This window comes from Streptomyces sp. bgisy100 (genome assembly GCF_057709105.1).
This window is the reverse complement of sequence record NZ_JBYITE010000003.1, coordinates 18,688-43,643: the sequence shown is the minus strand read 5'-3', so window position 1 is coordinate 43,643 and position 24,956 is coordinate 18,688. Positions and strand designations below refer to the sequence as shown.

The 24,956-nt window shown below is 72.3% G+C and carries 22 protein-coding genes and 1 pseudogene; 11 read left to right on the top strand and 12 right to left on the bottom strand.

Annotated elements, in window-relative coordinates; genetic code table 11:
- Positions 1-18: 18 nt before the first annotated feature.
- From egtB to AC3EQ1_RS03135, 3 genes are all read right to left on the bottom strand, one after another.
- A complete protein-coding gene (gene egtB / locus AC3EQ1_RS03145) occupies positions 19-1,410 on the bottom strand; it encodes an ergothioneine biosynthesis protein EgtB (RefSeq protein ID WP_432092669.1) in 1,392 nt (463 codons plus the stop codon).
- Positions 1,407-2,690, bottom strand: a complete 1,284-nt coding sequence (gene egtA / locus AC3EQ1_RS03140) for an ergothioneine biosynthesis glutamate--cysteine ligase EgtA (protein WP_432092827.1) — start codon at positions 2,688-2,690, stop codon at positions 1,407-1,409. Before egtA ends, egtB begins: the two co-directional genes overlap by 4 nt.
- A gap of 176 nt (positions 2,691-2,866) precedes the next feature.
- Positions 2,867-3,808, bottom strand: a complete 942-nt coding sequence (locus AC3EQ1_RS03135) for a LysR substrate-binding domain-containing protein (RefSeq protein ID WP_432092668.1) — start codon at positions 3,806-3,808, stop codon at positions 2,867-2,869.
- A gap of 84 nt (positions 3,809-3,892) precedes the next feature.
- On the opposite strand from AC3EQ1_RS03135, the gene AC3EQ1_RS03130 reads away from it, so the two are divergent.
- From AC3EQ1_RS03130 to AC3EQ1_RS03110, 5 genes are all read left to right on the top strand, one after another.
- Positions 3,893-4,663, top strand: a complete 771-nt coding sequence (locus AC3EQ1_RS03130; RefSeq protein WP_432092667.1) for a succinate dehydrogenase cytochrome b subunit — start codon at positions 3,893-3,895, stop codon at positions 4,661-4,663.
- Between the two features lies 1 nt (position 4,664).
- Positions 4,665-6,611: a fumarate reductase/succinate dehydrogenase flavoprotein subunit gene (locus tag AC3EQ1_RS03125; protein ID WP_432092666.1), complete on the top strand. Its 1,947-nt coding sequence runs from the start codon at positions 4,665-4,667 to the stop codon at positions 6,609-6,611.
- Between the two features lie 35 nt (positions 6,612-6,646).
- Positions 6,647-7,405, top strand: coding sequence for a succinate dehydrogenase/fumarate reductase iron-sulfur subunit (locus AC3EQ1_RS03120; protein ID WP_432092826.1), 759 nt, complete (start codon positions 6,647-6,649; stop codon positions 7,403-7,405).
- 240 nt (positions 7,406-7,645) lie between these two features.
- Positions 7,646-8,575: a GNAT family N-acetyltransferase gene (locus AC3EQ1_RS03115; RefSeq protein ID WP_432092825.1), complete on the top strand. Its 930-nt coding sequence runs from the start codon at positions 7,646-7,648 to the stop codon at positions 8,573-8,575.
- Between the two features lie 48 nt (positions 8,576-8,623).
- Positions 8,624-9,469, top strand: coding sequence for an inositol monophosphatase family protein (locus AC3EQ1_RS03110; RefSeq protein WP_432092665.1), 846 nt, complete (start codon positions 8,624-8,626; stop codon positions 9,467-9,469).
- Between the two features lie 77 nt (positions 9,470-9,546).
- Here the strand turns inward: AC3EQ1_RS03110 and AC3EQ1_RS03105 are convergent, their stop codons facing one another.
- Positions 9,547-9,789 (bottom strand): SGNH/GDSL hydrolase family protein, encoded by a 243-nt coding sequence (locus AC3EQ1_RS03105; RefSeq protein WP_432092664.1) that lies wholly within the window; start codon positions 9,787-9,789, stop codon positions 9,547-9,549.
- A 146-nt stretch (positions 9,790-9,935) separates the two neighbouring features.
- On the opposite strand from AC3EQ1_RS03105, the gene AC3EQ1_RS03100 reads away from it, so the two are divergent.
- Together AC3EQ1_RS03100 and AC3EQ1_RS03095 are read left to right on the top strand one after the other, a co-directional pair.
- Entirely contained in the window at positions 9,936-11,240 is a 1,305-nt protein-coding gene (locus tag AC3EQ1_RS03100) for a hypothetical protein (RefSeq protein ID WP_432092663.1), read from the top strand.
- A 125-nt stretch (positions 11,241-11,365) separates the two neighbouring features.
- On the top strand, positions 11,366-11,800 hold the full coding sequence (locus AC3EQ1_RS03095; RefSeq protein ID WP_432092662.1) for a helix-turn-helix domain-containing protein: 435 nt from the start codon (positions 11,366-11,368) through the stop codon (positions 11,798-11,800).
- 109 nt (positions 11,801-11,909) lie between these two features.
- Here AC3EQ1_RS03095 and AC3EQ1_RS03090 read toward each other — a convergent pair whose 3' ends face one another.
- The 3 genes from AC3EQ1_RS03090 to AC3EQ1_RS03080 all read right to left on the bottom strand — a co-directional run bounded on the left by AC3EQ1_RS03090 (position 11,910) and on the right by AC3EQ1_RS03080 (position 13,965).
- On the bottom strand, positions 11,910-12,512 hold the full coding sequence (locus AC3EQ1_RS03090; RefSeq protein WP_432092661.1) for a ClpP family protease: 603 nt from the start codon (positions 12,510-12,512) through the stop codon (positions 11,910-11,912).
- 1 nt (position 12,513) lies between these two features.
- A complete protein-coding gene (locus AC3EQ1_RS03085) occupies positions 12,514-13,152 on the bottom strand; it encodes an ATP-dependent Clp protease proteolytic subunit (protein WP_432092660.1) in 639 nt (212 codons plus the stop codon).
- Positions 13,153-13,605: 453 nt separating this feature from the next.
- Positions 13,606-13,965 (bottom strand): DUF6415 family natural product biosynthesis protein, encoded by a 360-nt coding sequence (locus AC3EQ1_RS03080; RefSeq protein WP_432092659.1) that lies wholly within the window; start codon positions 13,963-13,965, stop codon positions 13,606-13,608.
- A 117-nt stretch (positions 13,966-14,082) separates the two neighbouring features.
- Between AC3EQ1_RS03080 and AC3EQ1_RS03075 the strand changes: the two genes are divergently transcribed.
- From AC3EQ1_RS03075 to AC3EQ1_RS03065, 3 genes are all read left to right on the top strand, one after another.
- Positions 14,083-14,826, top strand: coding sequence for a DUF5919 domain-containing protein (locus tag AC3EQ1_RS03075; RefSeq protein ID WP_432092658.1), 744 nt, complete (start codon positions 14,083-14,085; stop codon positions 14,824-14,826).
- A gap of 2 nt (positions 14,827-14,828) precedes the next feature.
- Positions 14,829-15,299 (top strand): NUDIX domain-containing protein, encoded by a 471-nt coding sequence (locus tag AC3EQ1_RS03070; protein ID WP_432092657.1) that lies wholly within the window; start codon positions 14,829-14,831, stop codon positions 15,297-15,299.
- Between the two features lie 108 nt (positions 15,300-15,407).
- Complete coding sequence (locus AC3EQ1_RS03065) at positions 15,408-16,193, top strand: HAD family acid phosphatase (protein WP_432092656.1); 786 nt, start codon at positions 15,408-15,410, stop codon at positions 16,191-16,193.
- Between the two features lie 157 nt (positions 16,194-16,350).
- On the opposite strand, the gene uvrA is transcribed toward AC3EQ1_RS03065, so the two are convergent.
- Positions 16,351-18,840 (bottom strand): excinuclease ABC subunit UvrA, encoded by a 2,490-nt coding sequence (gene uvrA, locus AC3EQ1_RS03060; RefSeq protein ID WP_432092655.1) that lies wholly within the window; start codon positions 18,838-18,840, stop codon positions 16,351-16,353.
- Positions 18,821-19,117, bottom strand: a complete 297-nt coding sequence (locus AC3EQ1_RS03055; protein ID WP_432092654.1) for a hypothetical protein — start codon at positions 19,115-19,117, stop codon at positions 18,821-18,823. The genes uvrA and AC3EQ1_RS03055 overlap by 20 nt, the downstream gene beginning before the upstream one ends.
- Before the next feature lie 239 nt (positions 19,118-19,356).
- Here AC3EQ1_RS03055 and AC3EQ1_RS03050 point away from each other — a divergent pair, with 239 nt between their 5' ends.
- Positions 19,357-20,577: an RNA-guided endonuclease InsQ/TnpB family protein gene (locus AC3EQ1_RS03050; protein WP_432092653.1), complete on the top strand. Its 1,221-nt coding sequence runs from the start codon at positions 19,357-19,359 to the stop codon at positions 20,575-20,577.
- A gap of 34 nt (positions 20,578-20,611) precedes the next feature.
- Here AC3EQ1_RS03050 and AC3EQ1_RS03045 read toward each other — a convergent pair.
- The 3 genes and pseudogenes from AC3EQ1_RS03045 to AC3EQ1_RS03035 all read right to left on the bottom strand — a co-directional run.
- Positions 20,612-21,433 (bottom strand): annotated as a pseudogene (locus AC3EQ1_RS03045) (MsnO8 family LLM class oxidoreductase); the annotation flags it as partial.
- 280 nt (positions 21,434-21,713) lie between these two features.
- Positions 21,714-23,381, bottom strand: coding sequence for an amidohydrolase (locus tag AC3EQ1_RS03040; RefSeq protein ID WP_432092652.1), 1,668 nt, complete (start codon positions 23,379-23,381; stop codon positions 21,714-21,716).
- Positions 23,378-24,886, bottom strand: a complete 1,509-nt coding sequence (locus AC3EQ1_RS03035; RefSeq protein WP_432092651.1) for an APC family permease — start codon at positions 24,884-24,886, stop codon at positions 23,378-23,380. The genes AC3EQ1_RS03040 and AC3EQ1_RS03035 overlap by 4 nt, the downstream gene beginning before the upstream one ends.
- Positions 24,887-24,956: the final 70 nt, after the last annotated feature.

Sequence of the window (24,956 nt, the reverse complement as noted above, 5' to 3'; positions counted from 1 at the left end):
GGGCTGCTCGGCGGGTGTTCACACGGCCTCCGGGGTGGCGTCGCGGGCGGTCCGGAAGCCGGAGAAGATCTGCCGCCGGATCGGGTGGTCCCAGTTGCGGAACGTGCCGCGGCAGGCGACCGGGTCGACGGCGAAGCAGCCGCCGCGGAGCACCCGGTAGCCGTCGCCGAAGAACACCTCGGAGTACTCCCGGTACGGGAAGGCGGCGAACCCCGGGTAGGGCAGGAACTCGCTGGACGTCCACTCCCACACATCGCCCATCAGCTGCCGCACGCCCAGCGGCGAGGCGCCCGCCGGGTAGCTGCCCACGGGCGCGGGCCGCAGATGGCGCTGGCCGAGGTTGGCGAGCTCGGGGGAGGGGTCGGCGTCGCCCCACGGGTAGCGCCGGGAGCGGCCGGTGGCCGGGTCGTGGCGGGCCGCCTTCTCCCACTCCGCCTCGGTGGGCAGCCGGCGCCCGGCCCAGCGCGCGTAGGCGTCGGCCTCGTACCAGCTGACGTGCAGCACCGGCTCGTCGGCGGGCACCGGCTCGGTGACCCCGAACCGCCGCCGCAGCCAGGTCCGGCCGTCGCGCTGCCAGAACAGGGGCGCGGCCAGGCCGTGTTCCCGGAGGTACGCCCAGCCCTCGGGGGCCCACCAGCGGGCGTCCTCGTAGCCGCCGTCCTCGATGAAGCGGGTGTAGGCGCCGTTGCCGACCGGCACCGTGTCGATGAAGAAGCCCGGCACCTCGCGGGTGTGGCCGGGGCGTTCGTTGTCCAGGGACCACGGCTCGGTGGACGTCCCCATCAGGAACGGGCCGCCGGGCACCAGGACCTCGGCGGGCAGCCCCGCGGCGTCGGCCGGTGCGGGCGGCGGCGGGGGAGCGGTCAGCGCGGCCGGTCCGCGCCGCAGCTGGTGGGTGATGAGCATCGTCTCGTCGTGCTGCTGCTCGTGCTGGGCGATCATCCCGAAGGCGAACCCGGCGTCGATGAGCCGGCCGCCGGTCAGCGGGGTGCTCTCCAGCACGTCCAGCACCCGGCTGCGCACGTCGGCGACGTAGCCGCGGGCCTCGGCGGGCGGCAGCAGCGGCAGCGAGGGGCGTTCGGCCCGCGGGTGCTCGAACGCGTCGTAGACCTTGTCGATGTCCGGCCGGAGGGCCTCCCGGCCGCCGACCGTCCGCAGCAGCCACTGCTCCTCCTGGTTGCCGATGTGCGTCAGGTCCCACACGAGCGGCGACATCAGGGGCGAGTGCTGGGCGGTGAGGTCGGGGTCCTCGACGCAGCCGGTGAGGAGCGCGGTGCGCTCGCGGGCGGTGCGGAGGGCGTCGACGGCCCGCTGCCGGAGCGCCTCGGCACCGACGACAGGGGCAGTTTCGGTGGAGGGGCCGGTGGCGGGGCCGGTGACAGCGCCGGTGACGGGGCCGGTGGCGGTCATGAGCGGATGTCCTTCCCTGAAGCCTTCCCTGGAGCGGGGTCGAGCACGTCGTCGGCGGGACATCGTCCGCGGGCGACATAGCGGTCGGTGAAGGCGGCCACGGCGGCCCGGAGCGCGTCGGACGCCCCGATCCGGGGCAGCGCCTCCTGCGCGGCTGCGAAGCAGACGAGGGCCGCGGCGTGCAGTTCGGGGTCGGCGAGACCGTGCCGGGCGGCGGCGCGCCACAGCGGATTGCGCGGCGCCGGAGCGGAACCGGCGGTCTCGGCGAGCGGTTTGATCGCCCGGTAGACGGTCTCGGACGCCTCCGGGTCGTCGAAGAGGGCGGCCGTCACGGCCAGCGGGACCTGCCACCCGTCGTCCCCGCGCTGGGCGTCGATCATGCGCAGCTCCAGGTGGCCGCGCGGCCGGACCGGCGGGAAGAGGGTCGTCACGTGGTAGTCGAGGTCCGCCTGCTCCGGTGGCCGGGGGAGGCCGCGGCGGATCCACTCCCGGAACGTCAGCCCCTCCGGAACGCTCCAGGGCCCCTCGTCGCAGCGCACGCACATCACCGGCGCGTCGAGCACGTACCGGGTCCACGCCGCCCGCGGGGCCCGGCCGTCGGGCGGGGCGAGCGACCGGCCCGGGTCGAGCTCGGCCCAGACGGCCTGCCGGGTGGACCGCCAGCCGGTGGGCCGGCCCTCGCGCAGCGGGGAGTTCGCGAACGCCGCGACCAGCACGGCGCCCAGCAGATGGGCGAGCCGCCACCGGCGGGCATACCCCAGCGGGCCCGGCTCCTCGTGACCGGCGTCCAGACACACCTGCACGGACGCCGAGGAACACATCATGGAGCGGCCGGCCGGGCCGCCGCGGTCGAAGTACGCCTCCATGGCGTCGTACCGGGGTGCGGTGAGCAGCCGGCGGGGCGGATGCCGCGGGTCGTGGCCGTGGCCCACCAGGCGCAGCGCGTGCTCGCGCAGCGCGGCCCGGACGAGGGCCAGGTCCGCCTCGGCCTGCGCCACACACGCGGTGAGCGAGCCGGCCGGAGGGGGGCTGAGTTCGAGCTGGCCACCGGGCTCGAACGTCAGCGGGGACCGCAGTGGCAGGCGGCGCAGCGCCGCGACGGCGGCGGCGTGCCGGCCGGGGTCCACGGGCCGGGACGGCTGGTGCAGGTCGCGGACCAGCCATTCCAGTTCGACACCGAGCCGCCGGGGCGGTCCGGTCTTGAAACAGATGCCCTCCACGTAGGCCTCGGCGACGGCCTCGGTCAGGGTGCTCGCGGGGGTCGTCCTCGGTTCGTCCAGCACGGCCGGTACCTCTCGTCGAAGGAACCCTCTCGCAGCCCGGCCGGTCGCGGTGCCGAGTTGCTCGTTCCACCTAAGCCACTGGGAGACGCACCCTCAAGACTGCCCGGCGCCGCTCCGGTAATGCGGAACGTCGCCGGTGCCCGGGCCGGAGCTCGGGCTGCCCGGGCCGGAGCTCAGGCGGGGGCGGTCAATTCCGTGCCTTCAGGCAGCCTCCCCCGAGCCGCGGCATCCCGCAAATGCTCCAGCAGCACCCGGCGCAGCTCCCGCGCGGCCCGGGGCGGCGCCACATCCGTCCGGTGGGCGAGGGCGATGGTGCGCCGCAGCCCCGGAGCGGCGAACGGGGTGCTGCGCAGCCCCGGACCTGCCCGCCCGGCGACCATGCTCGGCAGCACCGCCAGGCCCAGACCCGCCCGGACGAAGCCGAGCACCGCGTCCAGCTCCCCGCCCTCCACCGCGAAGACCGGCTCGAAGCCCGCCGCCCGGCAGGCCGCGACGGTGAGTTCCCGCAGGTCGTAGCCGTGCCGGAACATCACCAGCGGCTGGTCGCGCAGATCCTCGGGCCGGACCGGCCCGCCCCCGCCCGGCGCCCCGGCGGCCTGCGACGACACCACCACGAGGTCCTCCCGCAGCAGCTCCGTCGTCGTCAGGGCGGGGGAGGAGCCGGGCAGCGGCAGGATCAGCAGCGCCAGGTCGAGACCGCCCCGGGCCAGCCCGCGCACCAGGTCGTGCGAACCGCTCTCCTCCAGCAGCAGCTCGATGCCCGGATGCCGGTCGTGGAAGGCGCGCAGTACGTCCGGCAGCAGGCCGGTGCACAGGCTCGGCGTGGCCCCGAGGCGCACCCGGCCGCGCCGCAGCTGCACCACCTCCTGCACCGCGTAGCGGGCCGTCTCGGTGTCCGCCAGGATGCGCCGGGCCAGCGGCAGCAGCGCCTCACCGGCGTCGGTCAGCGCGACATGGCCGCGGGCCCGGCTGAAGAGGTCCGCGCCCAGCTCCCGCTCCAGGGCCCTGATCTGCTGGGACAACGACGGCTGGGCGACATGGACCTGCTCGGCGGCCCGGGTGAAGTGCCGGGTCTCGGCCACCGCGACGAAGTACCGGAGCTGTTGGAACTGCACCCCCTCACCATAGGCCCTGTCTATGGAGATGAGCCGAACCATGTCTTGGACCTGTCGAAGGGGCCGGTCCTACCGTCAATGACCATGGCACTCGCAACGAGGGCGCATCGTCCGTCCACGGTGGCTTCCCGGTCCACGACGGCTTCTCCGTCCACGGCTTCTTCGTCCACGGCGGCTTCTTCGTCCACTCTGCGCCGGATCTGGCGGTCGACCGTCGGCAAGAAGGCGGTCATGGCCGTCACCGGCGTGGTCATGCTGCTCTTCCTGGTCTCCCACATGGCGGGCAACCTCAAGGTCTTCTTCGGCCCCGACGAGTTCAACCACTACGGTGCCTGGCTGCGCACCATCGGCGCACCGGTCCTGCACCGCACCTGGTTCCTGTGGATCATGCGCATCGGGCTCACCGCCTGCGTCGTCCTGCACGGCGTCGCCGCGTACCAGCTCAGCCGGCGGGACCGGGCCGCCCGGCCGCGGGGCTACGCTCACCGGCGGCGCCGGGCCGGCTACGCCACCCGCACCATGCGCTGGGGCGGGGTGATCCTCGGCCTGTTCATCGTCTGGCACATCCTGGACCTCACCACCCTCACGGTGAACCCGCGGGCCGAGCGGGACCATCCGTACGAGAACCTCGTCGCCTCCTTCTCGACCTGGTACGGCGGCGGCATCTACATCGTGGCAATGCTCGCCCTCTGTCTCCACATCCACCACGGCTTCTGGAGCGCGGCGCAGAGCCTCGGCGCCAACAGCGCCCGCCGGGACCGGACGCTCAAAGGGGCGGCCACCGGCTTCTCCGCCCTGCTGACCGTCGGCTTCCTCAGCGTGCCCGTAGCCGTACTGACCGGGCTGGTGAACTGACATGACCCGCTACACCTCCTACCGCACCGGGGACCCGCTCGCCGACACCCGGGCCCCGGCCGGGCCCGTCGAACAGCGCTGGGACCGCCGCCGCTTCGAGGCCGCCCTGGTCAACCCGGCCAACCGCCGCAAGCACACCGTCATCGTGGTCGGCACCGGGCTGGCCGGCGGCTCGGCCGGCGCGACCCTCGCCGAACAGGGCTACCGCGTCGTCCAGTTCTGCTGCCAGGACTCACCGCGCCGCGCCCACTCCATCGCCGCCCAGGGCGGCATCAACGCGGCCAAGAACTACCGCAACGACGGGGACTCGGTGCACCGGCTGTTCCACGACACCGTCAAGGGCGGCGACTTCCGCGCCCGGGAGTCCAACGTCCACCGGCTCGCCGAGCTGTCGGTGCAGATCATCGACCAGTGCGTGGCGCAGGGCGTGCCGTTCGCCCGCGAGTACGGCGGGCTGCTCGACACCCGCTCCTTCGGCGGCGTCCAGGTCTCCCGCACCTTCTACGCCCGCGGCCAGACGGGCCAGCAGCTGTTGCTCGGCGCGTACCAGGCGCTCTCCCGGCAGATCGCGGCCGGCCGGGTCGAACTGCACGCCCGCACCGAGATGCTCGACCTGATCGTCGTCGACGGCCGGGCCCGCGGCATCGTCGCCCGCGACCTGGTCACCGGCCGGATCACCAGCCACCTCGCCGACGCCGTCGTCCTGGCCACCGGCGGCTACGGCAACGTGTTCCACCTGTCCACCAATGCCAAGAACTCCAACGCCACCGCGATCTGGCGGGCCCACCGGCGCGGCGCCTGGTTCGCCAACCCCTGCTTCACCCAGATCCACCCCACCTGCATCCCGCGCTCCGGCGACCACCAGTCCAAGCTGACGCTGATGAGCGAATCGCTCCGCAACGACGGCCGCATCTGGGTGCCGAGGGTCCAGGGCGACCCCCGGCCGCCCGGCGCGATCCCGGAAGCGGAACGCGACTATTACCTGGAGCGCCTGTACCCGTCCTTCGGCAACCTGGTGCCGCGGGACATCGCCTCCCGCGCCGCCAAGAGCGTCTGCGACGAGGGGCGCGGCGTCGGCCCCGGCGGCCAGGGCGTCTACCTGGACTTCGCCGACGCCATCGCCCGGATGGGCCGCGCCGCCGTCGAGGCGAAGTACGGCAACCTCTTCGAGATGTACCGGCGGATCACCGCCGAGGACCCGTACGCGGTGCCGATGCGGATCTATCCGGCCATCCACTACACGATGGGCGGACTCTGGGTCGACTACGACCTCCGGACCACCGTGCCGGGCCTGTTCGCCGTGGGGGAGGCCAACTTCTCCGACCACGGCGCCAACCGGCTCGGCGCCAGCGCCCTCATGCAGGGCCTCGCCGACGGCTACTTCGTGCTGCCCACCTCGGTCAACGACTACCTGGCCCGGACACCGCAGGAGCAGATACCCCTGGACCACCCGGCGGTCGTCGAGGCCGTCGCGGACACCGAGGACCACCTGAACCTGCTGCTCTCGGTGAACGGCGACCGCACCCCCGAATCCTTCCACCGCGAACTGGGCCGGCTGCTCTGGGACCGCTGCGGCATGGCCCGCGACGAGGCCGGACTGCGCACCGCGCTGGACCGGATCCCCGCGCTGCGCGAGGAGTTCTGGCGGCGGGTCCGGGTGCCCGGCTCCGGAGAGCAGCTCAACCAGTCGCTGGAACACGCCAACCGCGTCGCCGACCACCTGGAACTCGCCGAGCTGATGTGCCTCGACGCCCTGCACCGCGAGGAGTCCTGCGGTGGCCACTTCCGCGCGGAGAGCCGCACCCCCGACGGCGAGGCACGACGCGACGACGAACGCTTCGCCTACGTCGCCGCCTGGGAGTTCACCGGCACCGGCGCCCCGCCCGTGCTCCACAAGGAACCCCTGGTCTTCACGTCCGTCCACCCCACCCAGCGGAGCTACGCATGACCCCGGCCCAGCGGGGGCCCGCCCCCGCGCACCCGATGACCCTCACCCTGCGCATCTGGCGGCAGCCGGGGCCCGGGGCACCCGGCGCGATGACCACTTACGAAGTGCGCGGCATCTCACCCGACATGTCGTTCCTCGAAGTCCTCGACACCCTCAACGAGGAGCTGACCGAGCGCGGTGACGAACCCGTCGCCTTCGACCACGACTGCCGCGAGGGCATCTGCGGCGCCTGCGGCATGGTCATCGACGGCCGGGCCCACGGCCCCGAACCCACCACCACCTGCCAGCTCCACATGCGGCACTTCCGCGACGGCGACACCATCGACGTCGAACCGTGGCGCGCCGCGGCCTTCCCCGTCGTCAAGGACCTGGTGGTCGACCGGACCGCGCTCGACCGGGTCATCGGCGCGGGCGGCTGGATCACCGCCCCCACCGGCAGCGCCCCCGACGCACACGCCACCCCGGTCCCCAAGGCCGACGCCGACACGGCGTTCGAGAACGCCGGGTGCATCGGCTGCGGCGCCTGCGTGGCCGCCTGCCCCAACGGTTCGGCGATGCTCTTCACCGCCGCCAAGGTCGTCCATCTGCGCTCCCTGCCGCAGGGGCTGCCGGAGCGGGAGAGCCGCGTCCTGGACATGGTCACGGCCATGGACGCCGAGGGCTTCGGCGGCTGCACCAACACCGGCGAGTGCGCCACCGCCTGCCCCAAGGGCATCCCGCTGCCCAGTATCGCCGCGCTGAACCGCGAGTACCTGCGGGCGGCCCGGAAGGCCCCGGGGAGGGGGCGGGGGTGACGGCGGGACCGCTCTCGGGGGCCGAGGACGGGCCCGGGCCGGCTCATACGTCCGGATCGGATCGTCCGGAGCCCGGCAGTCCGGAGCAGGCCGCCCGGAGAAGCGCCGGAGCGGTTCTCCGGTGAACCGGAGCGGTTCTCCGGCAAAGGAGAGCCGGCGGCACGCAGTGGTGATGAAGGTGTGCTGCGCTGATTCCACACGCCAACGTCGGTGCGATGGTGTGTGATCGGTGGCATGGCGATGGTGATGCGAAAGCCGGGAGTCGACGGACTGAGCGAGACCGTGGGCGTGCTGCGGGAGTGGCAGCACGACGGGGCGCCGATGCAACTGCACCCGGGGGACCTGGGCTGGTTCTGGCAGTCGGGTGCGGAAGCGACCGCCGCGGCGGTCAGGACGTGGAGCCGGGACGGACGGATTCTCGCCCTCGGCCTGCTGGACGGTCCCGGGCTGCTGCGGCTGACGATCGCGCCGGACGCTCAGTGGGACGAGGAGCTGGCGCGGCAGTTGGAGGCGGACCTGACCGACCCGGAGCGCGGCGTGCTGCCCGAGGGGAAGGCGGCCGTCGAGTCGCCGATGGGCGCCCTGGTCCAGGATCTGCTGTTCGAGGACGGCTGGCAGGCCGACGAGCCGTGGACGCCGCTGCGCCGCGACCTCACGGAGCCGGTGCAGGAACCGGGCGTGCGGATCGAGGTGATCGGGCCGGAGCAGGCGCATGTGTTCGCCGCCGTCCATCGGGCAGCGTTCGACGGGTCGAGGTGCACAGGCGAGCGCTGGCACACGATGGCGGCCGGATTGCCGTACGCCGACGCCCGGAGCCTGGTCGCGTATGACGACCGGGGCAACGCGGTGGCGGCGGTGACGGTGTGGTCGGCCGGTCCGGGCAGGCCCGGATTGCTCGAACCGATGGGCGTCCACCGGGAATATCGCCGTCGCGGCTACGGCGAGGCGATCACCGTCGCCGCGGCGGCCGCGCTCCAGGAGCTGGGCTCGTCGAGCGCGCTCGTCTGCGCCCCGAGCGCGAATGCCGGGGCCGTCGCCACCTACGCGTCGGCCGGCTTCCGGCAGTGCCCCGAGGTTCGGGACCAATATCGTGACCGCTGGAGCGGCTTGGTGTCGGTAAGCACTTCTTTGGATTCCATTGCGCGGACCGGAAGTGGCGCCACGACGTAAGAAGTTGATCCGGCTCCACTCGGGGCGAAGCCGTGGAAGGCTCACCGGGTGGACTATGCGTTCGATGCCCCGCCGGCTGACCGGGAACTTCTCGACTTCGCTGTTCGCCTCGTCGGCCGTGCCGGGCAGATGTCTGTGGAGGGCTTCTTCGGCGACTGGCACAGCCGCAGCAAGGAGGACGGCAGCGAGGTCACCGAAGTCGACGCATCGGTTGAGGAACTGATCAGAGCCGAATTGGGCCGCCGTGTCCCCGAGGACGGGGTCTTCGGCGAGGAGGGAGGCGCGACCAGCGGAACCTCTGGACACCGATGGATCATCGACCCCATCAACGGAACAGGTTATTTCACCCGCAGGGTTCCGCTGTTCTCGAATGACCTCGCCTACGAAGACGAGCACGGCCCGGCCATTGGCCTGATCAACATGCCTCTGAGTCAGCAGATGGTCGTGGCCGGGCGTGGTCTGGGCTGCTGGGTACTCACCGGCCCGGAGCCGGACCTGCGGACGGGCTACCGTGCCCGGGTCACAGAGCGGGCCGGCATTCGCGGCGCAAGGACCCAAATGCACAACCCGGCCGGCTGGCCGGAGGAACTCCTCACCGTTCTCCACCGTCAGGTCTTCCTGCTGCCCTCGATGGGCGGAATCGTGGACCTGGTTACGGGCCGCACCGATGCTGTGGTGATCGCCGGTCCGCCCATGGGGTACGAGGACGTAGCGCCGATGCCCGTCATCGTCACGGAGGCCGGCGGCCGGGTGACCGACCTGGGCGGGACCGCTGTGCTGGAAGGCGACATGTCGGTGCTCGCCACCAACGGCCGACTCCATCACGCCTTCTTGCAACTGGCTGAGGGGTTGCCGCGCAGCCGTGACCTTCAGTTCCTCGATGGCGGTGACTAGTGCGGCGGGCCGCGCCGCACTGCCGGCGATGTTCCCGAGTACGCCAACAGCTGGAGCCGCGCCGTTGTCGGTGACGGTCACTCGACCAGGCGCAGCCAGGCCGCCGCGAGCGCGGCGTGACCGGCCGGCGTCGGGTGCACGCCGTCCGCGGCCCAGTACCCGGGTCCGGTCTTCGCGGCGAGCTCGGCGAACCTGCCGTCGGCGTCGAGCGCATGCGTGCCGTACGCGCGGGCGAGCTTGTGCACGGCCTGGATCTTCGGGTCCAGGTCGGTGCGCCACTGCTCCGAACGGCTGGCCCCGCGTCGGCTCTGCGGGGTCATTCCCGCGCGCCGTCGCGTCGGGAGCGTCGGCGCCCCGGCCGCGCGGCTAGCGTGGCCCGCCCCCGCAGCCATGACCGGGGGCCAACCGCACCAGCGGGCGCGGCCGCCGGTCAGGGGCGGGCCGCCGCGGCCGAAAGGGTCTGACCATGCGCCTCGCCTCCTGCCGTACCCGCCGCAGGACACGCCTCCGGGCGGCCGTCCTCGTCGCCTGCGGGGTACCGGCCCTGCTCGCCCCGTGCACGGCCGCCTCGGGCGCCGCCGCGGCAACCGGTCCGGGCCAGCCGCCCGGCCTCGGTGGAGACGGAGTCGTCACCGTGACGACCCGTGGGATCGGCGCACCCGGCAACCCCGCGGTCGGCGTCGTCCCGTTCACCGACGCCGTGTACCGCACCTGCGCCGACGCCCCGCAGACCGCACAGGGCTGCCAGATGATCGGCGGCGTCCCGTACGCCTACGAGATCGGCCGGCTGGAGGTCACCGTCGAGCAGTGGGTGGCCTTCCTCAACACCGCCGACCCCACCGGCCGGGACCCCCACGACCTCTACGACGACACCGAGAGCGCCTCGGCATGGCCCAGGTACGGGCAGATCGACTTCTCGGCGGGCGCGGGCCCGGGCCGCCACTACTCGGTGGCGTACCCGCAGTGGGCGGCCAAGCCCTACGGGTTCTCGACCTTCCTGCGCGCCGCACGCTTCGTCAACGCCCTCCAGAACGGCCGGGTGCTCTCCCGGACCACGTCTGCCGACGGCCCCTCCCGCACCGTCACCTACCGCGTCGCCCTCTCGCCCCGCACCGAGCGCGGCATGTACGACCTCGCCCGGCGCGCCCCGACCCGCACCCGCGCCACGGGCTTCGTCGTCCCGAGCCAGAACGAATGGATCAAGGCGGCCTACTACGACCCGGCCGGCGGCGGCACCTACTCCTACTGGAAGTACCCCACCAACGCCGGGGTGTTCGGCGACGGCGACGCGACCGCACCCAACCCCACGGTCCTCACCCCCGCCACCGGCGACGTCACCAACGCCGCGGACCAGCCCCTCGCCTCGTACCACGCGTCCGGCAAGCCCGCCCCCGCCTGGTGCCCGGGCCAGGTGTCCCCCGAGGACTGCACCACCGTCAATCCGATCGGGCTCGACCCCGTCAGCTACCCCAAGCTCTACCAGGGCAGCCTGAGCACGGTCGGACAGGCGGGGACGCCCTCGCCCTGGGGCACCCTGGACCAGGGCGGCAACGCCGTCGAATGGACCGACACCGTCACCCCGCCCCCGGCCGGACAGAACGGCGCACGGGTCTGGCGCCGCCTGCACGGCGGCGTCTCGAACGCGGAGGCCTTCCAGATGTGGCCCTCGGCGGTCGGACTCCAGCCCCAGGACAACGACTTCTACAACCACACCTACCCGTGGCTGGGGTTCCGGATCGGTGTGATCGGGGGGATGGGGGCGGGGGCCTGAACGGGATCGGTATTGGGACCGGCAAGGTGCGCGGGCTCGCGACACCTCCGGTCCGACCGCCCGGCTTCACCCAGGGCGGAACGCCGCTCCCTTCCCCCGGCGCCCCGGATGCCTAGGCTGAAGAGGTGACCACTCATGCGCCGAACGAAGCCCGCGTCATCCCCCTGCGCCCGCAGACCCCGCCGCCCGGTTCCGGTGGGGCGACCCGCGCCCCGCAGGGACCGGCGGGAGCCCCACGGACACCCGCGCCGAGGGAACCCCTGTGGCGCGACCTCGTCGGCGGTGTGCTGCGACGGGAGCGGCTCGCCCAGGAGCGCACGCTGAAGGACGTCGCCGAGGAGGCCCGGATCTCGATGCCGTACCTGTCGGAGCTGGAGCGCGGACGCAAGGAGGCCTCCTCCGAGGTGCTGGCGGCCGCCGCCGGGGCTCTCGGGCTCGGCCTCGCCGACCTGCTCTCGCTCGCCCACGACGAGCTGGGCCGGTACGCCCGGAGCAGCCGGACGGGCCGGGGCCGCACGTCGAACACGGGGCAGTACGACGGCCTCTGCCTCGCAGCCTGACCGGACGAGACGCCGGTACGGCACGGATGCACCCCTTGCCGTACCGGCCGTCTCGTCGGCCACCGCCGTACTGTCCGGCTTGCCGGCCTTCGGCCACCGCCGCGCCGGGTCAGGCGAACGCGAACCGTCGGCTCAGCACCTCGTCCGCGAGCCCGTAGGCGACGGCCTCCTCGGCGGTGAACACCTTGTCCCGGTCCATGTCCGTGCGGAGCGTCGCCACGTCGTGCTGCGTGTGCCGGGACAGGACCTCCTCCACCTGCGAGCGGATGCGGACCATCTCCTTGGCCGCGAGGCTGAGGTCGGAGACCGTCCCCTGCTGCCCGCCGCTGGCCGGCTGGCCGAGCAGCACCCGCGCGTGCTGGAGCACGAACCGGCGCCCGGGATCTCCGCCGGCCAGCAGCACCGCCGCCGTCGACGCCGCCTGACCGACGCAGAACGTGGAGATCGGCGCCTGCACGAACGTCATCGTGTCGTAGATCGCCATCAGCGAAGTGAACGATCCACCGGGCGAGTTGAGATAGATCGAGATCTCCTGCTCCGGGTTCGCCGACTCCAGATGCAGGAGTTGCGCGATGACCACGTTGGCGACCCCGTCGTCGATCTCGGTGCCGAGGAAGATGATCCGCTCGTTCAGCAGCCGGCTGAAGACGTCGTAGGACCGCTCACCCTGCGCGGTGCGCTCGATGACGTAGGGAACCGTGTACGACCCCATGTCACAGCCCCATCCGTGGGCGCGACGCGGCCGGGCGGATGTCGGCGAGCGACTCCACCACCCGGTCCACGATCCCGTACTCCCTGGCCTGTTCGGCCGTGAACCAGCGGTCCCGGTCGCCGTCCCGCGCGATCGTCTCCTCGCTCTGCCCGGTGTGCTCGGCGGTGATCCGCTCGATGGCGCTCTTGGTGAACTGGAGGTTCTCCGCCTGGATCTCGACGTCCGCGGCGGTGCCACCGATGCCCGCTGAGGGCTGGTGCATCATGATCCGCGCGTTCGGCAGCGCGAGCCGCTTGCCGGGCGCCCCCACGGTGAGCAGGAACTGGCCCATGCTGGCGGCGAACCCCATGGCCAGCGTGGAGACGTCGTTCGGGATGAGCCGCATGGTGTCGTAGACGGCGAGCCCCGCGGTGACCGAGCCGCCGGGGCTGTTGATGTACAGGCTGATGTCGGTGCGCGGGTCCTCCGCCGACAGCAGCAACAGCTGCGCGCACACCCGGTTGGCCGACACGTCGTCGACCTGCGTGCCGAGAAGCACGATCCGCTGGGCGAGCAACTGTGCCGCGAGATGGTCGTCGAAGCGGCTGGGCGGTGTGTCGCCCTCCTCCGCACGGGGCGGGAGCGTGGTGAGGGGAGTCATCTGGTCTCCTTGTCGGGGGCAGTGATGCCGTTGACTCCACTCTTGACCTTGCCGGACCCCCGGATGCGGGTTCTCTGCCCGCCGCAGATTCGCCACGGGCAGAGAGACGAGGGCTGCGGGCCCGGCGCCGCTTGGACGGCGGCATCTCGAACGCGGGGGCCGCCCAGAGCTTCCGGATCGGCGTGATCGGAGGGCTGGGCGGGGGCCTGAGCGGGGCGGGATGCCGACGACGGTGGAGCGCGGTCCGGCTCTCCACCCGTGGGCGGGCGTGAGAATGCCGGAGAGCCGGACCGCGGACGGCGGATGGTGGAGGATCCGCCGCCGTACCTGGGCGGGGCTGGTGAAGCTGCGAGCGGGCTGATGAGCTACCCGCTGCACAGCCGCCCCCTATCGAGGAGTTCAGGCATCAACTGCCCCTGCTCCGCAGGTGGCAACAGTCGTCCCCGGTGCAGATCAGTTGTCACTTGGCTGAACGACAGCCGTGTTGTCCAGCAGGAATTGGCAGGCGTAGCCGAGACCTCGCACGTGCCAGTCGGCCGACTGCAACCCGGAGCCCAGTCCTTGGCCCACCTCGTCAGTGATGCCGTCCAGTCGGCAGCGTTTCCTGTACCAGTCCACCGTGCCCCGGTTCAGGCTGTTCACATGCTTCTCCACCAGCGGTTGGAGCAACTGGATGTGCTCCAACAGCTCAGCCTGCAGCTCGCACAGCTCCTTGTACGGGGGGAGAGCTGTCCGCTGGGCCAAAGCACGACTGATCGTCGCCGCAATCGCGTCCACGTCCACACGGGCTGGAGAGGATTTGTCGGTAGCCATGGAGCGATCTTCCGACTGGTCGCCGGGACGAAGGAACCGCCGCCAATCCCCACTTGGAGACGTCCTGCATCCGGTAGAACGTCCCTTGTTGCGTCCCAGGACGAGGGGGAGAATCGAATGCCGAACGAAAGGCTGCGCGCAGCCATGGCCGCGGGTTGCTGGACCTATGCCTCCCTCGCGGAGAAGGTCGAGGTCGATCCCAAGTCCGTTGAGCGATGGGTGAATCTGGGGCGTACACCGCGTCGTCTCACTGCCATAAAAGCTGCCGAGACCATGGGAGAGGACGTGCACGCACTCTGGCCGGCGCTGCGCCAGTCGAAACCCGCTCGAGCAGTCAGCCCGGACATTGTGGCCCTCTACGAGCAGCGTGCGGACGTTCCTGTGTCCAGATTCGTGGACCTCTTGGCCGAAGCTCAGGAGCGGATCGACGTCCTCGTGTACGCCGCGGTATTTCTGCACGAGGCGTACCCACGATTCACCGGTCTCCTGGAGGAGCGGGCCGCCGAGGGCTGTGCGGTACGCCTGGCGATCGGTGATCCGGACAGCCCGAACGTCCGACAGCGTGGCGAGGAGGAGCGGTTCGGGCACGGAATCGACTCTCGCTGCCGACTTGCCTTGATGCACTATCGCCATCTCGTCGCGGTTCCCGGTGTAGAAGTGCGGACGCATGGCACAACGCTCTACAACTCGATCTACCGTGCGGACGATCAGGCGTTGGTCAACGCCCATGTCTGGGGTGTGAATGCCTTCGCGGCACCGGTGTGGCATCTGCGGCGTGCGGGGGCAGGCGGCATGTTCGACACTTACGCCGACAGCTTCGACGCGGTGTGGGCGACTGCGACGCCAGTACGAGAAGGGTGAGCATGGGACGGACCGAGTACTACGACGACCCGGAGGCACCCGAGCCGAACAGCTTGGTGGTTGCTGCCTCCGCTGTGGTCACCGACGGGGAGGGACGCATCCTGCTCCAGCGGCGGCGGGACAACGACCTATGGGCGCTTCCGGGCGGGGGTATGGAGATGGCGGATTCACTGCCGGGCGCGGCAGTCCGCGAAGTGAAGGAGGAAACCGGGCTGGACGTGGAGATCACCGGGCTCGTCGGTACCTACACCGACCCGCGCCATGTCATCGCTTACACGGACGGCGAGGTACGCCGACAGTTCAACGTCTGCTTCACGGCCCGAGTGCTCGGTGGCGACCTGGCCATCTCGGACGAGTCCACGGAACTCTGCTTCGTGCCACCGGAGGAACTGGACGGGTTGCCCATGCACCACACACAGCGGCTCAGGATCCGTCACTTCCAGGAGCATCGGGATCATCCGTACCTGGGGTGACACCCCGAGCGGCGAACTCTGCGCGCGTAGAGGGCTCTTGACCGGCCAAGAGGCCACGCTCTAGCTTCACTACACCTTTGTCTCCCCCCACAGCACAGGAGATTCCGCGTGCCCCCGAAGCTCACCTCCCCGCGCGTCCGTATCGCAGCCGTGGTCGCCGCGGCTGCCGTCGGTACCGGGCTCTACGCCGCCGGTGCGGCGACCGCCGAGCACTCCGTACCCCGTACGGACCGGGAGATCCCGAACCTCACCCACGTCACCGACAAGATCAAGGCCTACTACGGTGACACCGTCGACAAGGACGGCCAGCACTACGCCTCGCCGGACAGCAACTACGCCAAGCAGGTCAAGGGCATACGGGCCAAGGCCGAGCGCTACCTCGACCGCGCCGCGACGCGCACGGACCACGGCAAGCCGGCGATCGTCCTCGATGTCGACGACACCACGCTGCTGACGTACAACTACGAGCTCCAGGTGGGCTTCAACTTCACCCCCGAGTCCCAGGACAAGTACCTGAAGAGCACCGACATGGACCCGGTGTTCGGCATGCCGGAGCTGGTCAACCGGGCACGGGCCAGGGGCTACACGGTGTTCTTCCTGACCGGCCGCGACGAGCACCAGCGCGCCTGGAGCGTCCGCAACCTCAAGGCCGCCGGGTACAAGACCCCCACGAACAAGGCGCACTTCTACCTGAAGAACAAGGCCAACCCGCCCGCGTACCTGCCGTGCGGGGCGAAGTGCAGCACGGTGGAGTACAAGTCCGGTACCCGGAAGCACATCGAGTCCCAGGGCTACGACATCGTGGCCAACTTCGGTGATCAGTACAGCGACCTCAAGGGCGGCTACGCCGACAAGACCTTCAAGCTGCCGAACCCGATGTACTTCCTGCCATGAGCCATGAGCCATGAGCCATGAGCCATGAGCCATGAGCCATGAGCCATGAGCCATGAGCCATGAGCCATGAGCCGGAGCGGGCCCATCGGTCCGCTCCGGCTCACGGCCGGTTCGGTTCGGCCCCCGGAACCCGAACCGGCCGCGCCCGCCCCACCGCTCACCCCCTGAGCCTGCGCGCCAGGTACTCCGCCGTCCGGCTCCCCGACGCGCGGGCCACCGACGCAGGCGGCCCGGCGGCGACGATCCGGCCGCCCGCGTCGCCGCCGCCCGGGCCCAGGTCGATCACCCAGTCGGCGCCCGCCACCACACTCATCTCGTGCTCGACCACGAACACCGAGTGCCCGGCGTCCACCAGCCCGTGCAACTGCCGCATCAGCAGCTCCACATCCGCCGGGTGCAGGCCCGTCGTCGGCTCGTCCAGCAGGTACACGGTGTGGCCGCGGCGGGTCCGCTGGAGTTCCGAGGCGAGCTTGATGCGCTGCGCCTCGCCGCCCGACAGCTCGGTGGCGGGCTGGCCGAGCCGCAGATAGCCCAGGCCCACCTCCTGGAGGGTGCGCAGGCTGCGGGCGGCGGGGCGGACGTCCTCGAAGAAGGCGACCGCGGTGTCCACGGTCATGTCCAGCACCTCGGCGATGGTCCGGTCCCGGTAACGGACCTGCAGCGTCTCCTCGTTGTACCGGGAGCCGTGGCAGGCGGGGCACGGCGTGTAGGTGCCGGGCAGGAACAGCAGCTCCACCGCGACGAACCCCTCGCCCTGGCAGGTCTCGCACCGCCCGCCCGCGACGTTGAACGAGAACCGGCCGGCCGCGTAGCCGCGCGACCGGGCGTCGTCGGTGGCCGCGAACACCTTGCGCACGGAGTCGAACAGGCCCGTGTAGGTGGCCAGGTTGGAGCGCGGGGTGCGGCCGATCGGCTTCTGGTCCACCTGCACCAGCCGGTCCACGGCCGCGACGCCCTCCGCCGTCACTCCGGCGCTCGCGTCCACGCTGTCCGGCTCCGCGTCGGCGTCGGTCTCGCCGTCCGGAGCCGGCCGGGACGGGCCGAGGTGGCGCTGGAGTACGGCGGCCAGAACCTGCCCGATCAGTGTCGACTTGCCCGAGCCGGACACGCCGGTGACCGCGGTGAACACGCCCAGCGGCAACTCGGCGTCCACGTTCCGCAGGTTGTGCCGGTCGATGCCGCGCAGCCGCAGCCGGCCGGACGGTTCGCGCGGGGTACGGCCCGCGGCCGGGTCCGGGCCGGTGGCGAACAGGAACCGGCGGGTGGCCGACTCCTCGACCTGGGCCAGCGCGTCCACCGGCCCGCTGTGCAGCACCCGGCCGCCGTGCTCGCCCGCGTGCGGACCGACGTCGACGATCCAGTCCGCCCGGCGCACCACCTCCATGTCGTGCTCGACGACGTAGACCGAGTTCCCGGCCTCCAGCAGCCGCAGCAGTACCGTCAGCAGCGCCTCGGTGTCGGCCGGATGGAGGCCGGCGGACGGCTCGTCCAGCACGTACACCACGCCGAACAGGCCCGACCGCAGCTGGGTGGCCAGCCGCAGCCGCTGGAGCTCGCCGGGGGAGAGGGTCGGCGTCGTGCGGTCCAGGCTCAGATAGCCGAGCCCGAGCTCGGTGATCACCCCGACCCGGGCGGCGAGGTCCGCGCAGAGCGCCTCGGCGACCCGGCGGCGCGGCTCGTCGGCCTCCTCCGCCCACCGTCCCTCGCCGACCGGCCGCAGCACCTCGGCGAGCGACGCCAGGGGCAGCGCGTTGAGCTGGGCGATGGTGTGCCCGGCGAAGGTGACGGCGAGGGACTCCGGCCGCAGCCGGCTGCCGTCGCAGTCCGGACAGCGTGAGCTCTCCAGAAAGCGTTCGGCCCGCGCCCGCAGCGTGGCGCTCCTGGAGTCGGCGAAGGTGTGCATCACATGCCGCCGGGCGCCCACGTACGTCCCCTGGTAGGGCCGCTGGATGCGCCCGGCCTCCCGCACCGGATGCACCGTCACCACCGGCTGCTCGTCGGTGAACAGGATCCAGTCCCGGTCCTGCTGCGGCAGCTCCCGCCAGGGCCGGTCGATGTCGTACCCCAGCGTCCGGAGCACATCGCGCAGGTTCTTGCCGTGCCACGCCCCGGGCCAGGCGGCGATCGCACCGTCCCGGATGCTCAGCGACGGGTCGGGGACCAGCAGTTCCTCGGTCGTCCGGTGCACGGTGCCCAGGCCGTGGCAGGCCGGGCAGGCGCCGGCCGCGGTGTTGGGGGAGAACGCGTCGGAGTCCAGCCGCTCCGCCCCTGGCGGATAGCTGCCGGCCCGGGAGAACAGCATCCGCAGCGTGTTGGAGAGCGTCGTCACCGTGCCGACGTACGACCGCGAGGTGGGCGCCCCGCGCCGCTGCTCCAGGGCGACCGCCGGCGGCAGCCCCAGGATGTCGTCGACCGCGGGCGCCCCCACCTGGTGGATCAGCCGGCGGGCGTACGGGGCGACGGACTCGAAGTAGCGCCGCTGCGCCTCCGCGTAGATCGTGCCGAAGGCCAGCGAGGACTTGCCGGAGCCGGAGACTCCGGTGAAGACGGCCAGCACATCCCGGGGGATGTCCACGTCGACCCGGCGCAGATTGTGCTCACGGGCGCCGCGTACACGGACGAACGGGTCATGGGCCGGGGTGCTCATCGGTCTCCGCAGGGGCTCGGGGCGGGGCGGTGGCCGGCCGTCCGGCACCGGCTCCGCCGGGCAGCCCCACGACGCGGGCCAGCCGCCGGTACGAGTCCAGCTCCCGCCGACGGTCGTAGGTGCTCGTCGTCACCATCATCTCATCGGCCGCGGTGCGGGCCAGCAGCTTCTCCTGCGCCTCGGCCACGTCGGGCCCGGTGCCGTGCAGAGGGCCGTGGAGCGCCTCCTCGAACAGTGTGCGCTCACCTCTTTCTTGCGAGGAGGCCGTGGCGTTCACGTCGGGGAGGATTCGTATCCGGGTGTTGCGGCGCGGAGCGTTGCCGTATCCGGTCCGGGGTGTGGAGTGCCTGTAGCGGTGTCGGGGTGGCCGTGGTGATGCGAACGTGTGTGCCTGTGGTCGCTGGTCGGGGTGGTGGCTGTGGGGTTGGGGGGTGTTTGTGCGGCTGTCGTACGTATGGTCGTTCGCAGGGTCGGGCATGGTGCTGTGTCCCGGTCGGGGCTGTGAGGGGGCGCGGGATGGTGCAGGTGGAGGCGGTTGCGGTGGTCGGGCATGCGCGCTATACGTACCGGCTGCGTATGTCGTGCACTGCCCGTGCTGCCCTGGTGGCGGAGGGGGACCGGTGCCGTTGGGTGTGGAACGAATGTGTCGCCAAGTCCAGGGCCGTGCACCTGCACAACCAGGCGGGTGGCAAGAGGCAGACGTGCGGCCCGGCGCAGCTGGACAGGATGCTGACCGAAGCCCGCAGGGGCACGCTGTGGCTGCGTGAGGGTTCGTCGGTTGTCCAGCAGCAGGTCATCCGTGATTTTGGTCGTGCCCGCGCCAAGGCGCACCAGGACATCACGCAGTGCCTGCCGGTGCGGCAGCGGGCAGGTATGCCGAAGTGGAGGACCAAACGGGAGAGTCTGCCGAGCCTCAACTACACCCGGCGGGGCTTCCGGCTGAAGGGTGGCCGGCTGCACCTGGCCGGGGGCGTGGTGGTGGCGGTGGTGTGGTCGCGGGAGCTGCCGGCCGAGCCGTCCTCGGTGCGCGTCTACCAGGACAGCCTGGGGCACTGGTACGCCTCGTTCGTCGTCCCCGCCCAGGTGCAGCCCCTGCCCGGGACCGGCCGGGTGCTTGGTGTCGACTGGGGTGTGAAGGAGACCGCGACCACGACCTGCGAGGCGCACGACCTCCCCCACCCCGGGCACGGCCAGAAGGCCCGGTCGAAGCTGGCCCGGTACGACCGGATGATGGCCCGCCGCAGGCCGAAGAAGGGCCGGCCGGCGTCGAAGGGCTACCGCGAGGCGAAGAAGCTGCGGGCCAGGGCACACAAGAAGGTGGCCAGGCAGCGTGAGGACACCGGCCTCAAGTGGGCCAGGAGGGCGGTCCTGGCCCATGATGCCATCGCGGTCGAGGACTTCCGCCCGAAGTTCCTGGCCAGGACCACGATGGCCCGCAAGGCCGCGGACGCCGCCATCGGCGCCACCAAAGCAGCTCTGATCCACATGGGCCGCAAACACGGGCGGGACATCCGCCTGGTCCATCCCGCGCACACCACGATGGACTGCGCGCACTGCGATGCGAGAGCCAAGCATCGCCTGCCGCTGGGGGAGCGCACCTACACCTGCACCGCCTGCGGAAACACCTCCCCACGGGACAAGAACTCCGCTCGCGTCATGCTCGTCCGGGCTGGTCTCAACCCGGCTGGTGCCGATGGCACAAGACCTCCTGGAGCGCTGCTCCAGGGGGCGGCCTGAGCCAGGAATCCCCTCCCCTTCAGGGAGGGGAGGATTCAAGGGTGCTCATCCGCAGGTCCAGGATCTCCTCCGGAGGCCGCAGCGGCGGGAACTCCCCGTGGGTGCGGGACCACGCGGCCGACCATGCCTCCGGCAGTAGCAGCCGCCACGCCTCCTCGGCGGTCTCGGCGACGGCGACCGTGCCGGACAGCACCACATACGGTTCCGCCGACCGGGCCGAGGGCCGGAACCGCTCCCGGTACCGGTCGACCGTCCGCAGCATCGCGTCCTCGCCCCGCACGGCCGCGATGACCAGCGGCAGCCCGAACTCGGCCGCGTGATCGGCCCCGGCGCCGGTCGCCAGGACGAAGGCCGGCACCCGCAGCCCCTCGGCCGGCCGGGCGTGCACCTGCGGATGCGCCGTCTGCTCGCCCGTGAAGTAGCCGAGCAGCTCCGCCAGCCGGGCCGGGAAGTCCTCGGCGTCCTCCTTGCCCCGGCCGAGGGCCCGGCGGATCCCGTCGGTGAATCCGACCGACCGGCCGAGGCCCATGTCGATCCGGCCGGGGAAGAGCGACTCCAGGACGCCGAACTGCTCGGCGACGACGAGTGGCTGGTGGTTGGGGAGCATGACCCCGCCGGTGCCGACCCGGATACGGGAGGTGGCCGCGGCGACGGCCGCCGCCAGCACGGTCGGCGCCGAACCCGCCACGCCGGGCACGCTGTGGTGCTCCGACACCCAGAACCGGTGATAGCCCAGGGCCTCGGCCTGCTGCGCGAACCGCACGGTGTCGCGCAGCGACTGCTCGGGAGCCTGCCCCTGGCGGGTGCGGGAGCGGTCCAGTACGGAGAACCGGGTGGTGGCGAGTGCGGAGGTCACCTCTGCGTCAACGCCCGGGGGCCGTGAGGATTCCCGGGCGTTGACGGCGGTGAGCTGAGGGCCGGAGGGGGCAGTGGCGGCCTGAGGACCGGAAAGGGCGGGCGGCGGTATGAGGGCCGGAGCGGGCCCGCGGACGGCAGCGGGCCACCCACGGGAACGGCCCGTCGGTGGCCCGTGGCCGCTCCGCGGGCCCGCCGCTGCCGGGCCACGCCCAGCCGCCCAGCCGGACCGCCGCGCACCGCCGGCGCGGGCCCCCGCACGGGCCCGCGCCGGTCCCTGCTCACTCCGCGACGTGCACCGCGGCCCCGCCCACGTACGTCCGCACGCACCGGATGCCGTGCAGCTCCCGCGGGTCCACGTCGAACGGGTCGCGGTCCAGGACCGCGATGTCCGCGAGCCGCCCGGGGGCGAGGACGCCGGCCTCGTCCTGGTGGTTCACCCAGGCCGACCCCGCCGTGTACGCGGCGAGCGCGTCGGTGAGGGCGAGGCGCTGGTGCGGCACGAACGGGGGGCGGAGCACGGGCTCCCCCAGCTCCTCCGGCCAGATCTGACGGTTCACGGCGACGTGGATGCCGTGCATCGGGTCGGGGCTGGAGACGAACCAGTCGCTGCCCGCCGCGAGCATCGCGCCCGCCGCGTGGAGTGCGCCGAACGGGTACTGGAGGGCGCCGCGCTCCGCGCCGAGGAAGGGCAGCGTGAGGTCGTCCATGGCGGGTTCGTGGGCGGCCCACAGCGGCTGGATGTTGGCGGTGGCGCGCAGGGTGCGGAAGCGCGGGATGTCGTCGGGGTGGACGACCTGGAGGTGGGCGAGGTGGTGCCGGTTGCCGGTGTGGCCGTTGGCGGCGACGGCGGCCTCCAGCGAGTCCAGGGCCTCGCGGACCGCGCGGTCGCCGAGGGCGTGGAAGTGCATCTGGAACCCTTCGGCGTCCAGCCGGACCGCGGCCTCGCGCAGCAGGGCCGGGTCGACCATGGACAGCCCGCGGTTGTCGCCGGGGCAGCCGCACGAGTCCAGGTAGGGCTCCAGCAGGGCGGCGGAGAAGTTCTCCACCACCCCGTCCTGCATGATCTTCACGGTGCCCGCGGTGAACCGCCGCCCGCCCTGTGCGGCCGCCTTCGCCCGCCGCGCGATCAGCGACTCGATCTGCTCCAGGCCCGCCTCCCGGTCCCACCAGAGGGCGGCGCGGACGCGGGCGGTGAGCGAACCGTCGGCGTCGGCGGCCAGGTAGGTGTCGAGCGGGTCGGGGTAGCCGCCGTACGCGCCGACCAGGGCGTCCTGCCAGCCGGTGATGCCCAGCGAGTGCAGGAGCGTCTGCGCGGCGAGGAGTCCGGCGCGGGCCCGGTCGGGGGTGACCGGCGGGGTGCGGTCGCCGACCAGGCCCATGGCGCCCTCGTGCAGCACACCGGTCGGCTCGCCGTCCGCGTCGCGTTCGATCCGGCCGTCGGCCGGGTCCGGGGTGTCGCGGTCGATGCCGGCCAGGGCGAGCGCGCGGGCGTTGGCCCAGGCGGAGTGCCCGTCCCGCACCGGGAAGTACGAGGGCCGGTCCGGCACCACCTCGTCCAGCACGCCGCGCGGCGGGAGCCCGCCCGGGAACGCGTCGAACGACCAGCCGCTGCCGACGATCCACTCCTCCTCCGGGTGCGCGTCCGCGTACCCGCGGATCGTCCTGCGGTACGCGTCCACGTCCCGCCCGTCGGACAGGTCGCAGCCGAGCATCCCGAGGCCCGCGATCACCGGGTGCACATGCGCGTCGGTGAACCCGGGGAGCGCGAACCGTCCCTCCAGGTCGACGACTTCGGTACGGGGCCCGGCCAGCTCGCGGATCTCCCGGTCGCTGCCGACCGCGGTGATCCGGTCGCCGGTGACCGCGAGCGCCGAGGCGCGGTCGCGGGCCGGTCCGGCGGTCCAGACGGTGCCGTTGAGGAGGACGAGGTCGGGGGCGGTGCTCATGCGGAGACTCCAGGAGTGGTGGACGTGGACGGGGAGGTGGACGCGGATGCCGGTGCGGGGGCGGGCGCGAGCGGAGGCGCCGGCCGGGTGAAGTAGGCGGCCTTGCGGTGGTAGCGGGTCCAGAGAGCGGCCGGGACGCCGAGGAGGACGGTGCCGAGCGGGAGGGCCGTGAGGAAGCGCCCGTTCTCCGGGTCGACGGCCAGGTGGTCGACGGACGTCCACTGCTGGTACGCGACCAGGCCGCCGAGGAGGAGCAGCGCCGTCCCGCCGAGCGCGGGCAGCACGCCCACGACGAGGATGTCGCGCAGGCGCCCGCCGCGCAGCTCGTGCCGGAAGGTGACCACGCAGGCCCAGCCCCCGATGCCGTACAGCAACGACACCAGGATGCCGACCGAGTTGACGACGGCCAGGACGACGTCGGAGAGCTTGCCGATGGCGAGCCCCGCCACGGAGAGGGCGACGGCGAGCCCCGCGGTGCGCAGGGTGGAGGTGACGGGGGTCCGGCGGGTCGGGTGCAGCCGGGCCCAGCTGGGGCCGAGCACCCCGTCGCGGCCCATCGCCAGGGTGAGCCGGGACCCGGCGATCACCGAGGACTGCATGCAGGCGACGGTGGCGGCGAGCATCGCGGCGGCCGCGGCGATCGCGCCGCCGGTTCCGTAGAAGGTGCGGGCGAGTTCGGTGATCCCGGCGAGCGGGTCGGCGAGCCGGCCGGGGGTGAGCGCGTGCAGGAAGCCGGCCGCGCCGACCAGGAACAGCGCCAGCGTGACCACGATCGCGATCAGGCCCGCCCGGCCCGAGGACCGCGCCTCGGCGTTCTCCTCGACCACGCTGAAGGCGCTCTCCCAGCCCCAGAACATGTACGCGGCGAGCACCGTCGCGCTGAACAGGGTGAGCGGGTCGGGGAAGGAGAACGGCGAGAACCACGACGCCTGCACCGGGGCGGCGTCCCCGCGGACGAAGGCGGTGCCGACGACGGTGAGGACGACCACTGCGGACAGCCCGAGCAGCACCGACTGCACGGCGGTCGCGTCCTGCACGCCGCGCACCGCGCCGATCACGATCAGGCCGGTCCACACCAGGCCGGTGAGGGTGACCGCGACCGTCGAATCCGTGTGGAACAGCCCCGCCTCGTCGGCGAGTTGGAGGGTGAACCGGCCGGTCAGCTGGCCCGCGTAGGAGAGGAACATGATGTTGGTGGCGACCGAGGTCCAGCCGGCGAGATAGCCGGTCCACGGGCCGAGTGCGCGGCGCACCCAGATGTACGCGGTGCCGCAGTTGGGGTCGCGGGCGGCGAGGCGGGCGTAGCCGCCGGACACCGCGAGGATCGGCAGCGCGGCCAGCAGGAACGCGGCGGGCAGCGATGTTCCGGCGACGGCGGCCAGGAAGCCGAGCCCGATGCCGAGCGAGACGGTGGGACTGATGTTGGCCAGCGCGATGATCACGCCGTGGTGGGTGCGGAGGGTCTTGTGGAACTCGTCGTGACGGGGGTCCTGGCTGTCGTCCATGCGCCGTCTCCTCGGTCCGGGGTGAGGGAAGGAAAGCGTCCGCCGAGCGATTAAGTCAACAGTGTGGGAA

Excerpts from the sequence above, each read along its gene's own strand:
- egtB (WP_432092669.1), bottom strand. The coding sequence starts at position 1,410 with ATGACCGCCACCGGCCCCGTCACCGGCGCTGTCACCGGCCCCGCCACC.
- AC3EQ1_RS03130 (WP_432092667.1), top strand. The coding sequence starts at position 3,893 with ATGGCACTCGCAACGAGGGCGCATCGTCCGTCCACGGTGGCTTCCCGG.
- AC3EQ1_RS03125 (WP_432092666.1), top strand. The coding sequence starts at position 4,665 with ATGACCCGCTACACCTCCTACCGCACCGGGGACCCGCTCGCCGACACC.
- AC3EQ1_RS03120 (WP_432092826.1), top strand. The coding sequence starts at position 6,647 with ATGACCCTCACCCTGCGCATCTGGCGGCAGCCGGGGCCCGGGGCACCC.
- AC3EQ1_RS03115 (WP_432092825.1), top strand. The coding sequence starts at position 7,646 with ATGGTGATGCGAAAGCCGGGAGTCGACGGACTGAGCGAGACCGTGGGC.
- AC3EQ1_RS03105 (WP_432092664.1), bottom strand. The coding sequence starts at position 9,789 with ATGACCCCGCAGAGCCGACGCGGGGCCAGCCGTTCGGAGCAGTGGCGC.
- AC3EQ1_RS03100 (WP_432092663.1), top strand. The coding sequence starts at position 9,936 with ATGCGCCTCGCCTCCTGCCGTACCCGCCGCAGGACACGCCTCCGGGCG.
- AC3EQ1_RS03090 (WP_432092661.1), bottom strand. The coding sequence starts at position 12,512 with ATGGGGTCGTACACGGTTCCCTACGTCATCGAGCGCACCGCGCAGGGT.
- AC3EQ1_RS03085 (WP_432092660.1), bottom strand. The coding sequence starts at position 13,152 with ATGACTCCCCTCACCACGCTCCCGCCCCGTGCGGAGGAGGGCGACACA.
- AC3EQ1_RS03080 (WP_432092659.1), bottom strand. The coding sequence starts at position 13,965 with ATGGCTACCGACAAATCCTCTCCAGCCCGTGTGGACGTGGACGCGATT.
- AC3EQ1_RS03075 (WP_432092658.1), top strand. The coding sequence starts at position 14,083 with ATGCCGAACGAAAGGCTGCGCGCAGCCATGGCCGCGGGTTGCTGGACC.
- AC3EQ1_RS03070 (WP_432092657.1), top strand. The coding sequence starts at position 14,829 with ATGGGACGGACCGAGTACTACGACGACCCGGAGGCACCCGAGCCGAAC.
- uvrA (WP_432092655.1), bottom strand. The coding sequence starts at position 18,840 with ATGAGCACCCCGGCCCATGACCCGTTCGTCCGTGTACGCGGCGCCCGT.
- AC3EQ1_RS03050 (WP_432092653.1), top strand. The coding sequence starts at position 19,357 with ATGGTGCAGGTGGAGGCGGTTGCGGTGGTCGGGCATGCGCGCTATACG.
- AC3EQ1_RS03040 (WP_432092652.1), bottom strand. The coding sequence starts at position 23,381 with ATGAGCACCGCCCCCGACCTCGTCCTCCTCAACGGCACCGTCTGGACC.
- AC3EQ1_RS03035 (WP_432092651.1), bottom strand. The coding sequence starts at position 24,886 with ATGGACGACAGCCAGGACCCCCGTCACGACGAGTTCCACAAGACCCTC.